Here is a 13,406-nt window from a genome sequence, read left to right on the forward strand (position 1 = left end):
AAATCATAAGCCGTCTAAAAACACCATTATCGTAGGAATTAAATATCCATTTCACGTCTCAATACAAGATATAAATATATACTTAACTATATGTCTGTAGATATAATAAAGCACCTATACCTCTGTATAGGTGCTTTATAGTATTCAATTATATGTATAATCTTAAATTTTAGCTCGTTTCAAACGAAGTGAATTACTTACGACTGTAACAGAGCTAAATGCCATCGCTGTACCAGCAATCATAGGATTTAACGCACCGATAGCGGCCAAAGGAATGCCAATACAGTTAAAGATCAATGCCCAGAATAGGTTTTGTTTAATGTTGGTCATTGTCTTACGGCTGAGGCGTACAGCTTGTACCAGTGTATGCAAATCATTACGTACGAGGACGATATCGGCTGCTTCTACCGCAATATCTGTACCACTACCGATGGCAAAACCAATATCTGCCGTAACAAGCGCCGGAGCATCATTGATACCGTCACCAACCATCCCCACTACAAGACCTTTATCTTGCAATTCTTTTACCTTGCTAGCCTTGTCTTGAGGCAATACTTCAGCTATAACATGAGAGATACCCGCTTGTTTAGCAATATATTGAGCAGTTCGACGATTATCACCAGTAAGCATCCATACATCAATACCTTGAGCATGTAACTCTTTTACAACCTCAATAGTTTCTGGACGTAATTCATCTTCTACAGCCCACAAAGCACTAACAACTCCATCTACAGCTAGAACAGATACAGAAGCACCTTGTTCTTCAAATTGTAAAATATCTTCTTGAACCGCAGTTAAATCATAACCTAGTTCGTTCATCCAACGACTGTGCCCAAGTTGTACGGATACGCCTTGGTAGGCACCTTGTAACCCTTTACCTGGTACATCAGCGAAACTTTCAAGTTCAACAGCTTTACCTTTGTAGCCCTGATCTTCACCGTAGTAAACCATAGCCTTTGCAATCGGATGAGATGTGCCACTTTCAAGAGCCATCATAATAGACATATTCGTACTTTCATCACCATTGTAATTTTTAAAAGCCGTCACATCCAATACACCCTGTGTAAGGGTACCGGTTTTATCCATAACAATGGCATCGAGTTTACCCGCTTTTTCAAGATATTCTGCACTCTTGATGAGCACACCGTGTTCCGCACCAAGTCCAGACCCAACCATGATAGATGTTGGTGTAGCAAGGCCAAGCGCACAAGGACATGCGATAACCAGTACCGCTGTTGCATTAATGAGAGCAACGTTAATAGAATCTCCCATAATGAAGTACCACACAAGACCTGTCAAAACAGCAAGGCCAATAACGGTCGGTACAAAATATTGAGCCACGATATCTGCAATACGTTGAATACTAGCCTTGGAGGTTTGTGCCTCTTCTACAACCTTGATAATTTGAGACAACATCGTATCGGAACCGATACGCTTGGCTTCCATGGTAAAAGCACCACTTAGGTTTATAGTAGCACCAATAACTTCAGAACCAACTTGTTTTTCTACCGGTAAGCTTTCACCGGTCAGCATAGCCTCATCTACTGTGGAATATCCCTCAGTAATCGTGCCATCAACAGGGATCTTTTCACCTGCACGAACTTGTAAAATATCACCGGCTACCACCTTAGATGTAGGGATATCAATAAATTCTCCATCACGCAACACATGAGCCGTTGCAGGTTGTAAGGCAATCAATTTTTGAAGTGCTTCGGAGGTACGCCCTTTTGCAATCTCTTCTAAGAGTTTACCAAGAAGGATAAAAGTAATGAGCCACGCAGAGGTTTCAAAATATATTCCATGAGGGCCTAATTCAGGGTGAAATTGCCAGTTATAGATACTGAATAGATAAGCTACCGTCGTGCCCATTACAACGAGCACATCCATCGTAAGCGCCCCATTTTTCACTGCACTCCAGGCGCTCTTATAGAACATGAGACCAGGACCGAACTGAGCAATAGTAGCAAGAACAAACTCTACCCATACAGGCAATGCCTGAATACCAAATCGATGTAAGGTCATATTAATCATCATCGGTACCGCCATACAAGCAGCAATAATAAGTCGTATAATATGAGGTTTTAAGTTAACCTTTTCTATTTCTTGCTTTGTTTCGTCTGCTTCTGCAGCACCAAAGCCGATATTCGTAATGGCATCAATAATCTGTTGTGAATCTACAGCAGCCCCGTCTTTATATTCAACGCTCCCCTTTCGAGTTAAGAGGTTAACCTTAACAGATTCTACGCCATCAAGTTTAGAAACAACATTTTCAACACGTTTTACACAGGCTGCACAGTGCATACCTGTAATATCAAATTCTTGTTTTTTTACGCTCATATTCACAGGCCTTTCTACTCTGTAGATACATATATCTTATCTTACAACTTACTATATTATTACAAATCCGTACTATATTTTGTATCTATATACTTAAATATACGTCTAAACATCGGTCTATAAAAATGATATATACCTTATTGTAAATAAAATAGCCATAAACAGGTTCACTAAGAATGTTTAATATACTCTAAAACTTCAATATTGAACATATTTCATGAGTAACTACTCATATATCTATATTTAATAATAACATAAATTCTCATTACGTCAATATCCTACCAAATATAGAGGGTTATTTCATTTTTACAAGGGAATTAACCTCTTTTACCTATACATAGCCTTCATAAATAGATTATAATAAAGTGATGATGAATAAACATAAACTTTGATTCCAAAGGAGGTGAATATATGTCTGAATCAATAAGCCCTACGGTGGAATTTATTTCTCTAGCAAAAGAATTTCGCCATGAATATGTTGTTGAAAAATCACGGTTTATAACAACTGTATATCCTTGCAAGACTGAAGAGGAAGCCCAAACCTTTATAAGCCGCATCAATAAAGAATTCTGGGATGCGCGCCATAACTGTACAGCCTATGCATTAGGCCCACAGCAAGAACAACAACGATCTTCCGATAATGGAGAACCATCAGGTACAGCAGGTAAACCAATGCTAGAAGTACTCAAAAAGACTGGCATTACCAATGTAGCCGTCGTCGTAACGCGTTATTTTGGAGGTATTAAATTGGGCGCTGGTGGCTTGATTCGGGCCTATTCACACTCTGTTGCGGAAACCTTACGTCTTGCCCCTAAAGAACTACATACAACACGAACCCGAGTACAAGCAAAGATTGACTATTCGCTGTATGGAGCAGTAGAAAGATATTTACAGGACGAAAATTTACATTATGAAGCAAGCTTTGGTGAATATGTAGACATTACAATTCTAATACCACCTACTGATGTAGAGCGCATACAAAAAGAGCTCCAAGACATAAGTCATGGAGCTGCTACTTGTACTGTATTAGATTCTATTGAGGTGGTACTACCACTAGATAACTAATCTAGTTAGTAGATTCCAAACTTTTAATTGCCGTTATTAACTAAACCGGCTATGCCTTGACCGAGTTCACGACGTTTTTCCTTAGTCATAGGATAAGGCCATACTCGTTCTAATTGTTTTTTCCGGCTAATTTTATTACGAGCCGTCATTAATCTACGTGCTTCCCAATTACGAATTGCTTGACCTAAGGTTCTTTTTACCACGCCCATAGTAGTACCTACTTTCTTAACTCTTGTTGTATATCAAAATTTGTGATAAGTATAGAAAGATAATTTAAAACTCAATTTACTTTCTATTACTTTGTTGAATTTAGTATATATAGCATTTTATTAAATGTGAAATGACCGTTACTTAGTTCGTTATAATTTTTATTTATCATATTATGTGTATAATAGGGAGATTCTATGGATACATCTTACTACCACAATTTTATTACCCTTGTTCAAACGGGCAATATGACACAGGCCGCAGAGATTCTTCATATTACACAACCAGCGTTAAGTAAGCAGTTGAAATATTTAGAGGCTGAATTTGGGGCTCAATTAATCAACATTAAACGCGGCCAACGAGGATCAAACTTGCAATTAACAGATGCTGGTAAAATCTTCTACGAAAAAGCGCAACAACTCTGCTCTATTGAAGAATCTACATATAATGCTGTACAACAATTGAATTCACGCATTGAAGGTACTTTACGTATTGCGACGTCTGCATCTCGTTCAACGCCAATCGTACAGCAATATTTACCAGCTTTTTCCATGAAATATCCATCTGTCCATTTTGAAATTTATGAAGGACTTATGACAAATGTAGTGACCCAACTCATCAACGGTAGCGCCGAATTAGGTATCGCCAATATTCAAATGGTAGATGTCGATAAATTCGATATCCTGCTTACCCAAGAAGAGCATTTATACGCTATTTTCCGTCGTGATGTATTCTGGACAGATCGTGAGCATGATACCATCACGTGGGAAGACATAAAAAAATGTCCTCTATCCCTTTCTGGTGGCTCTGTTCGAATGATTATGCAGTCTAGCTTAACAGATATGGAGCAACTTAATGCGGTAGCTATAACTACAACAAAAAGCTCAGCTATTGAGTGGGCCTCTTCTGGTCGTACAGTTTCTTTAGTCCCAATGGACGCTAAGGAACTTATCAATCATCGCAAAATGGCCCGCATCAAATTGCCAGAATTCTCGGGAGATTTCAAAAAAGCTTTTATCACACTTAAAGGCCATGCACTTTCCCCAGTAGCACAGCAATTTATTGACTTTTACAAAGCCTATGTATAATCATATTTGTACATACTATTACCATACTATGACATTAACAGCTCATATGATTGGTACCTATTTGATTATAGATGCCAATACAATACATAAGAAAAGACCTAGTACAAATTGTACTAGGTCTTTTTGTATCAGATCTTACATTACGGCAATGCTTATGGTTGCTTAAGTTCACCGTAGATATGATTTTATTAAGCTTGATGAACAGCACCTACAATATCAGTGATGCTGTTAAGATTATATTGTTCTACATATTCGCTTATTTCACGGGCAATACGTGAAATTGCTGTTGGATCTACCATCGTAGCTGTACCAACTTGAACAGCTTGCGCCCCTGCCATCATAAATTCGATAGCATCTGTGCCAGTCATGATACCACCAAGACCAATAATAGGAATAGTTACCCCTTTATAAACTTGATGAACCATGCGAAGAGCCACAGGCTTTACGGCTGGGCCTGATAATCCACCGTAAGTATTACCCAATACAGGCTTACGACGGTGAATATCTATAGCCATGCCCAACAAGGTATTAATTAGACTTACCCCATTGCCACCGCCTGCTTCAACGGCTTTTGCGATTTCTACAATGTCTGTTACATTTGGTGAAAGCTTAACGATAACAGGTTTATCCGTTACCTTACGAACCGCTTTAGTTACTGATTCAACGACCTTTGGATCTACACCAAATGCCATGCCTTCACATTCTACATTTGGGCAAGATACGTTTACTTCTAATCCTGCAATACCATCTACAGATAACGTCTCTGCCATCCAAGTAAACTCATCAATTGTGCCCGCAGACATATTGGCTAATAAAGGTACATCATATTTCTTAATATCCGGCAGAATTTCTTTAACAAAATGTTCAGCCCCAGGATTTTCAAGGCCAATACAGTTCAATACGCCAGATGGTGTTTCTGCAATGCGAGTACCATGATTGCCATGACGACCTTTAGGTGTTAATCCTTTTACAGAAATAGCACCTACTTCATTACTAAGGTCTAAATAACCAGCATACTCAGGGCCATTACCAAAGGTACCAGATGCAGCGATAATAGGATTTTTCATCTTAATCCCGCAGTAATCGATGGCGAGCTTTGGATTAGGCGTAACGGTGTTATTTAAATCGCGTTCACGCATTAAAAGAACACCTCCTCAGCTGGGAATACAGGACCATCTTTACAAACTTTATAACGTTTGCCACCGGCACCATCACAAGCGCAACCTAAGCAACCGCCCGTACCACATCCCATGCGCTCTTCTAAAGATACTTGGCATGGCACATTGAGTTCTTTAGCCACTTGTGCTACGCCTTTCATCATAGGCATAGGACCACAAGTCATAACAGAGGTAAACGAATTAGCATTAATTAGGTCAGGCATGATTGCTGTAGGGAAGCCTTTTGTACCTAGGCTACCATCATCAGTAGTGATGTGGACTTGAACAGGCGTATCTTTAAATAAATCAGCCCAGAAGGTTTCGCTTTCATTTCTAAAACCAAGAATAACTTGTGCTTCTTCATCTTTTTGCAAATGGGATGCGATACATAGCATCGGTGCAATACCAACGCCACCGCCAACGAGAAGCATATTATTAGATGTTACAAACGGTTCGCCCAAAGGACCTAAACAATCTAATGTATCACCAGGCACGAGACGTGTCATAATTTCAGTCCCCTTGCCTACAACGCGATACAAAAGGGTAATCGTACCCTTTCGGGCATCAAATCCAGCATAGCTAATAGGACGGCGCAATAATGGCGCCGTAGAGTCCGCTACGCGAACATTACAAAACTGTCCTATATTTGCTTCTGCTGCCTGTTTTGGTGCGTGAATATCCATAATCCACACATCAGAGCCTATTTGCTCATTGCGAACGACTTCGCCCTGTTCTACATAGCCACTCATGGTTTTACTCCAATTCAAAATCTTGTAATGCTTCTACAGTGTAGTTCGCATCATCTTTACGATTCGCCACAACACGCAATACTTCCCGTGCTGTATCGAGACTTGTTAAGCATGGTGTACCCATTTCTACAGCAAGACGACGCAATTGGAAGCCTTCGCGTTCAGGTCGTTTACCTGCAGTCAATGTATTAAGTACAAGATCGACTTTGTCTTGACGAATGTGGTCAGCACAGTTATCATCACCTTCAGAGATTTTGTTAACTACCTTGCAGTCAACGCCATGTTCCTTGAAGTATTTACCAGTACCACCAGTTGCTTCAATATGATAGCCCAAATCAATAAAGCCTTTTGCTAATTGACTAGCCTCCTCTTTATCGCGGTCTGCAACAGTCATAAGGATTGTACCATCCTCTGGGATACGCATGTTGGCACCATTGATAGCTTTGAATAAAGCTTCAGAATATGTGCGACCAATCCCCATAACCTCACCAGTAGATTTCATTTCAGGTCCAAGAGCGATTTCTACAAGACCCATTTTAGAGAAGGAGAATACAGGTGCTTTTACAGCTACATATGGTTTATTAGGTACAAGACCATGTGGTAAGCCTAAGTCTTTTAAGCTTTCACCAAGAGCAATGCGTGTTGCACATTCTACCATATTGATACCTGTAACCTTAGATATGAATGGTACAGTACGGCTAGAACGAGGGTTAACTTCGATTACATTAAGTTCACCATCAGCCACGATGTATTGAATGTTAAGCACACCTTTAACATTAAGACCTACTGCAATACGACGTGTATAGTCAACAATTTGATCAATCAATTCTTGACTCAAGTGTTGAGCTGGGTAAACGGCCATGGAGTCACCAGAGTGAACACCGGCACGTTCGATTTGTTCCATAATACCAGGGATACATACATCAGTACCGTCGGAAATAGCATCAACCTCTACCTCCATACCAACCATGTAACGGTCGATAAGAACAGGATGCTCCTTAGATGCTACTACGGCTTCCTTCATGTATACATCAAGCTCTTTATCATTGTATACGATTTCCATCGCACGCCCCCCCAATACATAGGAAGGACGAACGATTAATGGGTATTTTAACTTTTTAGCTGCTTCTTGTGCTTCTTCATCAGAGGTTACCAGAGCACCTACTGGACGAGGAATGCCAAGTTTCGCCAACAATTCATCAAAGCGTTCACGGTCTTCTGCCATATCGATGCTATCCACGGATGTACCAAGAATTTTTACACCGCGCTTAGCCAATGGGCCTGCCAAGTTAATCGCTGTTTGTCCACCGAATTGAGCGATAACGCCAACTGGCTGTTCTTTATCAATGATTTCCATAACATCGTCCACAGTCAATGGCTCAAAGTATAAAGAATCAGAAATATCAAAGTCTGTAGAAACTGTTTCTGGGTTGTTATTAATCATAATGGATTGGTAACCCGCTTTACGGAGTGCCCAAGATGAGTGTACGGAACAATAGTCAAACTCTACGCCTTGACCAATGCGAATTGGCCCAGAACCAAGTACTACTACAGATTTTTCACCTAGTGGTTTAACTTCATCTTCTTGCGCATAGGCACTATAATAGTACGGCGTTTTAGATTCAAATTCTGCCGCACAGGTATCTACGTATTTATATGTTGGTAGAATGTTCCATTCTTTACGTTTTGCGCGAACTTCTTCTACAGTTGTATTAGCATAGCGAGCAATAACAGAATCGGTGAAGGAATAGCGTTTTGCTTTGCGCAATACATCTTCTGTTAAGCCCTGTTCAGCCAATGCTTTTTCTACATTAACAATGTTTTTGATTTTTTCAATAAAGAATGTATCAATTTTTGTAATATAGTGGATTTTTTCTACACTAATCCCCTTGCGAAGAGCTTCTGCCACAACATAGATACGTTCATCATCTACTAAGTGTAAACGTTCGATAAGCTGTTCCATGGATTCATGGGCGATTTTCTTAAGCTCAATATGGTCTAAACCGATCTCCAAGGAACGAATTGCTTTTAACAAAGACCCTTCTAAAGAGCGGTCGATAGCCATAACTTCGCCAGTAGCCTTCATTTGAGTGCCCAATGTGCGGTCCGCCAAATTGAATTTTTCAAATGGCCAACGTGGGAACTTCGTTACTACATAGTCGAGTGTAGGCTCGAAGCATGCTTTTGTTTCGCCTGTTACAGCATTTGTAATTTGATCCAATGTCATGCCTACTGCAATTTTTGCGGCTACCTTCGCAATTGGATAACCTGTTGCTTTAGATGCCAATGCAGAGGAACGAGATACGCGAGGGTTTACTTCGATAACAATATATTCGTTGCTATTTGGATTCAAAGCGTATTGTACGTTACAACCACCTTCGATTTTTAAATAACGGATAATCTCAACGGATGCGGTACGCAGCATTTGGTATTGAATATCATTCAAGGTTTGGCTTGGTGCCACAACGATAGAGTCCCCAGTATGCACACCAACAGGGTCAATATTCTCCATGTTACATACGATGATGCAATTATCTGCACTATCGCGCATTACTTCGTATTCAATTTCTTTCCAGCCTGCAACGGAACGTTCTGCTAGAATTTGGTGAATTGGTGAAAGTTTCAAACCACGACGTGTGATTTCATACATTTCATCTTCGTTATGGGCAATACCGCCACCTGTACCGCCTAACGTGTATGCAGGGCGGATGATAATAGGATACCCAATGCGATTAGCAAAGGTTACTGCTTCTTCAAGATCGTTAAAGATATCGGATTCAGGAACTGGTTGATTAATTTCCTTCATCGCTTCTTTGAAGAGTTCACGGTCTTCGGCTTGTTTAATAGCTTCAAGAGTTGTACCAAGAAGTTTTACACCATATTCTTCTAATACGCCAGCTTCAGACAATTGTACCGCCATATTAAGACCTACTTGACCACCTAATGTAGCCAACAAGCCCCAAGGGCGTTCTTTTTTTATAACTTCTGTTACGAATTCAAGACTAATAGGTTCTACATATACGCGGTCTGCAATATCTGTATCAGTCATAATAGTAGCAGGGTTGGAGTTAACTAATACTACTTTATAACCCTCTTCTCGAAGGGAACGGCATGCTTGTGTACCAGCATAATCAAACTCTGCAGCTTGACCGATAATAATTGGACCAGAACCAATTACAAGTACTTTTTTTGCTTCTGAGGTCATATTATTTTCCCTTTCTCATTAAGTCTTCAAATTCGTCAAATAAATATAGGTTATCAGTAGGTCCTGGGGATGCTTCTGGATGGTATTGTACGGAGAAGATTGGCAATTCTTTATGACGCATACCTTCTACGGTACCATCATTTACACTACGATGTGTAATTTCTACGAAATCTGGCAAAGAAGTATCATCTACCGCATAACCATGGTTTTGAGATGTAATATATACCCGACCAGTACGTAAATCTTGTACAGGATGGTTAGAACCACGGTGACCAAATTTCAATTTGAATGTGGTACCACCATAAGCTTGTGCCAATACTTGATGCCCCATACAGATGCCAAAGATTGGTTTCTTACCAAACATTTTCTTTACTTCTTCTACTGCATAGCCAAGATCTTGAGGGTCTCCAGGGCCATTAGATAAAAAAATACCATCTGGATTTGCTGCCAATACATCTTCAGCCTTAGCATCTGCAGGAAATACAGTAAGACGACAGCCTGCAGCTTCTAGAGAGCGAAGGATATTTTCCTTTACACCATAATCCAGTACCGCTACGTGGAATTCAGCATTTTTATCGCCACGCATACCTTGCCATTTTGTAGTTACACGCATAACTTGATCTGTTGGCAAGTCTTGTTTAAACAATTTTTGAATATCCTCCATAGGGTAATCAGAGCGTACGAGTACGCCCTTCATTACACCATGGTTACGAAGAACACGTGTAATCGCACGTGTATCTACATCATAAAGGCAAGGGATGCCGTGCAAACGAAGATACTCACTAAATAACCCCTCATTTTGCCAGTTAGATGGAAAGTCACATAGTTCACCTACAATAAAACCTTTACAATATGGCTTAGGACCTTGAGTGATAGAATTTAAAGTACCATAATTACCAATTAAAGGATAGGTTAATGTAATAATTTGATCCGCATAGGATGGGTCAGTCAAGATTTCTTGATACCCGGTCATACCTGTGTTAAATACAACTTCACCTACCGTTGGGGCGCCACCTAATAAGGAACCTTCAAACACGGAACCATCTTCAAGAACTAACTTGCCTTTCATTATAAGACTACGCCCTCCTTCATAACAATTTTGCCATCAACTACTGTAAGTTTAGCTTTACCTGTAACAGTCATACCATCAAATGGGCTAACTTTACCTTTTGTATAAAATTTATTTCTATCTACTGTCCACTTTTCAGTTGTAGAGAATACAGTAATATCCGCTGGCTTACCAACTTCAAGAACACCTGCATCAAGGTGCATCAACTCAGCTGGTCGAGTACTCATATAGTACACAACTTGATCAATGCTAAGTTTATCAGGACCATATGCATTTGTAATAACCGCTGCCAAAGATGTTTCGAGGCCACTGAAACCATTTGGTGCACAGCAGAATTCATGGTCTTTTTCTTCGTATGCATGTGGTGCATGGTCTGTAATAATCGCATCGATTGTGCCATCTTTCAAGCCTTCTAATAATGCTTGGCGATGATCTTCTGAGCGAATTGGAGGAGCCATTTTAAATGCTGGATTATATTCGCGTAGGTATTCATCTGTGAAAGACAAATGTTGGCTTGTAACTTCACAGGTTACATTAAGGCCTTTAGCCTTCGCACGGCGCACCATATCTACAGTATTTTTACTACTTACGTGAGCAATATGGATATGACCACCTGTCATTTCAGATAACAAGATATCACGAGCAACAGCCAAATCTTCAGCTACTGCAGGGCGACCAATAACACCTAATTCATAAGAAACAATACCTTCATGCATATGGCCATTTTTAGTCAATGTAATATCTTCTGCATGGTCGATAACCATCTTATTAAACATGGACGAGTATTCTAAAGCACGACGCATAAATGCAGCATTTTCTACATAGTGGCCATCATCGGAGAAAGCTACTACACCAGCTTCTGCCATATCCCCCATTTCAGCAAGTTCCTTACCTTCAAGACCTTTTGATACAGCACCAATAAATTCTACCTTAACAACACCAGTAAGTTCGGCTTGCTTTTGCAACCCTCTTACGAGCGCAGCATTATCTACCACAGGATTTGTATTAGCCATAGTTACAACACGTGTGAAACCACCTGCAGCAGCAGCTTGTGTACCGGAGTGGAAATCTTCTTTCGCTTCTTGACCTGGCTCACGCAAATGTGTGTGAATATCGATAAGGCCTGGTGCTACAATAAGACCTGTTGCATCATATATCTCAGCACCTTCAGCATTTAAGTTTTGACCGATGGCTGCAATTTTACCATCTTTTACGAGAATGTCTGCTACTTCGTTTTGTTTTTTCGCCGGATTTACTACCGTACCATTTTTAATAAGCAAGCTCACTACCGTCACCTCCGATAATAGTTAAGTACAATACAGCCATACGTATAGCTACGCCATTACGCACTTGTTCTTGAATTACTGATTGATCAGAATACGCCACATCTGGTGCGATTTCTAGACCACGGTTCATTGGACCTGGATGCATGACCATTACATCGTCTTTAGCTAATTTCAATACATCGTTATTAATACCAAAGATACGTGCATATTCTCTGTTTGTAGGATATAGTGCAGAGTGAATGCGTTCTAATTGAATGCGAAGTACGTTTACAACATCTGCATCAACAACGGCTTCACGAATATCGTGGTGTACGGTAACACCTAATTTTTCAAGTTCTGGATATACCATTGTACGAGGACCAGCCAGATGTACATCAGCCCCCATTTTTGTAAGTCCATAAATGTTGGAGCGTGCTACGCGACTATGCATTATATCGCCAAGGATAACCACCTTTAATCCTTCAATAGACTCCTTTTTCTCTAAGATAGAATACATGTCTAGTAATGCTTGTGTTGGATGCTCATGAGCGCCATCACCTGCGTTAATGATAATCGGATCTACGGCTTTCGTAGCGTATAAAGGTGCACCTTCTGCGCTGTGGCGCATTACGATAGCATCTGTACCCATGTAGGACATAGTTAATAATGTATCGCGGAAGCTTTCACCTTTACCCATGGAAGATCCACTAGGAGAAAGATTGATTACGTCAGCCCCTAAATATTTTCCGGCTAACTCAAAGGAACTACGAGTACGAGTACTTGGTTCCATAAAAAGGTTAATAATGGATTTCCCCTTTAATAGTGGAACCTTCTTGTCATCAGAAAGAACGATTTTCTTCATTTTCTTTGCCACATCTAAAATCAATTTGATTTCTTCAGGTGACACATTTTGCAAACCCAATAAATCTTTGCCTTTTAGGCTAACTTGTCCCATGATTTCCTCCTAACTCACGTAACAAAAAAACCTTTTGCCCAGGGCAAAAGGTCAAATAGTTTGCACAAAGAAGCCCCTATGGGCACTTCAACTATATTCCTTTCTCAGCCTCTCTGGACTAAATTAAAAGGTATTGTATTATGCAATGGTCTCTCGTACCATATATGCATTTTCTTTATTTATTGTACTGAATCCACCTTTGAAAGTCAATGTAAAACACAAAATTCATATGTATTTTAAAAAGAGGACAAGCATATAAAATTGCTTGTCCTCTCTATATTTAAACAACTATTAATCCACTTCTATATC

At 40.0% G+C, this 13,406-nt stretch carries 10 protein-coding genes; 2 read left to right on the forward strand and 8 right to left on the reverse strand.

Features of this window, described 5'->3' with window-relative positions:
* Positions 1-162 precede the first annotated feature (162 nt).
* Positions 163-2,337: a heavy metal translocating P-type ATPase gene (locus E7B10_RS07810; RefSeq protein WP_316055557.1), complete on the reverse strand. Its 2,175-nt coding sequence runs from the start codon at positions 2,335-2,337 to the stop codon at positions 163-165.
* Positions 2,338-2,748: 411 nt separating this feature from the next.
* On the opposite strand from E7B10_RS07810, the gene E7B10_RS07815 reads away from it, so the two are divergent.
* Positions 2,749-3,402: a YigZ family protein gene (locus tag E7B10_RS07815; protein ID WP_195213618.1), complete on the forward strand. Its 654-nt coding sequence runs from the start codon at positions 2,749-2,751 to the stop codon at positions 3,400-3,402.
* Positions 3,403-3,425: 23 nt separating this feature from the next.
* Here E7B10_RS07815 and E7B10_RS07820 read toward each other — a convergent pair whose 3' ends face one another.
* Positions 3,426-3,611, reverse strand: a complete 186-nt coding sequence (locus tag E7B10_RS07820) for a hypothetical protein (protein ID WP_004695548.1) — start codon at positions 3,609-3,611, stop codon at positions 3,426-3,428.
* A gap of 195 nt (positions 3,612-3,806) precedes the next feature.
* On the opposite strand from E7B10_RS07820, the gene E7B10_RS07825 reads away from it, so the two are divergent.
* A complete protein-coding gene (locus tag E7B10_RS07825) occupies positions 3,807-4,697 on the forward strand; it encodes a LysR family transcriptional regulator (protein WP_012864095.1) in 891 nt (296 codons plus the stop codon).
* Positions 4,698-4,885: 188 nt separating this feature from the next.
* On the opposite strand, the gene E7B10_RS07830 is transcribed toward E7B10_RS07825, so the two are convergent.
* The 6 genes from E7B10_RS07830 to E7B10_RS07855 are packed head-to-tail and all read right to left on the reverse strand — an operon-like array spanning position 4,886 to position 13,097.
* Positions 4,886-5,836, reverse strand: coding sequence for a dihydroorotate dehydrogenase (locus tag E7B10_RS07830; RefSeq protein WP_278467764.1), 951 nt, complete (start codon positions 5,834-5,836; stop codon positions 4,886-4,888).
* The gene (locus E7B10_RS07835) at positions 5,836-6,603 is read right to left on the reverse strand and encodes a dihydroorotate dehydrogenase electron transfer subunit (protein ID WP_278467766.1); all 768 of its coding nucleotides are present in this window, start codon (positions 6,601-6,603) and stop codon (positions 5,836-5,838) included. Before E7B10_RS07835 ends, E7B10_RS07830 begins: the two co-directional genes overlap by 1 nt.
* Positions 6,604-6,607: 4 nt before the next feature.
* Complete coding sequence (gene carB, locus E7B10_RS07840) at positions 6,608-9,808, reverse strand: carbamoyl-phosphate synthase large subunit (RefSeq protein ID WP_316055558.1); 3,201 nt, start codon at positions 9,806-9,808, stop codon at positions 6,608-6,610.
* 1 nt (position 9,809) lies between these two features.
* A complete protein-coding gene (carA, locus tag E7B10_RS07845) occupies positions 9,810-10,877 on the reverse strand; it encodes a glutamine-hydrolyzing carbamoyl-phosphate synthase small subunit (RefSeq protein WP_316055559.1) in 1,068 nt (355 codons plus the stop codon).
* Entirely contained in the window at positions 10,877-12,163 is a 1,287-nt protein-coding gene (locus E7B10_RS07850) for a dihydroorotase (RefSeq protein ID WP_123138508.1), read from the reverse strand. The genes carA and E7B10_RS07850 overlap by 1 nt, the downstream gene beginning before the upstream one ends.
* On the reverse strand, positions 12,147-13,097 hold the full coding sequence (locus tag E7B10_RS07855; RefSeq protein ID WP_012864090.1) for an aspartate carbamoyltransferase catalytic subunit: 951 nt from the start codon (positions 13,095-13,097) through the stop codon (positions 12,147-12,149). Before E7B10_RS07855 ends, E7B10_RS07850 begins: the two co-directional genes overlap by 17 nt.
* Positions 13,098-13,406: the final 309 nt, after the last annotated feature.

The organism is Veillonella sp., assembly GCF_032470285.1.
Classification (GTDB): Bacteria; Bacillota; Negativicutes; order Veillonellales; family Veillonellaceae; genus Veillonella.

Bases quoted from the DNA above. Each gene is read 5' to 3' on its own strand.
- E7B10_RS07810 (WP_316055557.1), bottom strand. From the start codon at position 2,337: ATGAGCGTAAAAAAACAAGAATTTGATATTACAGGTATGCACTGTGCA.
- E7B10_RS07815 (WP_195213618.1), top strand. From the start codon at position 2,749: ATGTCTGAATCAATAAGCCCTACGGTGGAATTTATTTCTCTAGCAAAA.
- E7B10_RS07820 (WP_004695548.1), bottom strand. From the start codon at position 3,611: ATGGGCGTGGTAAAAAGAACCTTAGGTCAAGCAATTCGTAATTGGGAA.
- E7B10_RS07825 (WP_012864095.1), top strand. From the start codon at position 3,807: ATGGATACATCTTACTACCACAATTTTATTACCCTTGTTCAAACGGGC.
- E7B10_RS07830 (WP_278467764.1), bottom strand. From the start codon at position 5,836: ATGCGTGAACGCGATTTAAATAACACCGTTACGCCTAATCCAAAGCTC.
- E7B10_RS07835 (WP_278467766.1), bottom strand. From the start codon at position 6,603: ATGAGTGGCTATGTAGAACAGGGCGAAGTCGTTCGCAATGAGCAAATA.
- carB (WP_316055558.1), bottom strand. From the start codon at position 9,808: ATGACCTCAGAAGCAAAAAAAGTACTTGTAATTGGTTCTGGTCCAATT.
- carA (WP_316055559.1), bottom strand. From the start codon at position 10,877: ATGAAAGGCAAGTTAGTTCTTGAAGATGGTTCCGTGTTTGAAGGTTCC.
- E7B10_RS07855 (WP_012864090.1), bottom strand. From the start codon at position 13,097: ATGGGACAAGTTAGCCTAAAAGGCAAAGATTTATTGGGTTTGCAAAAT.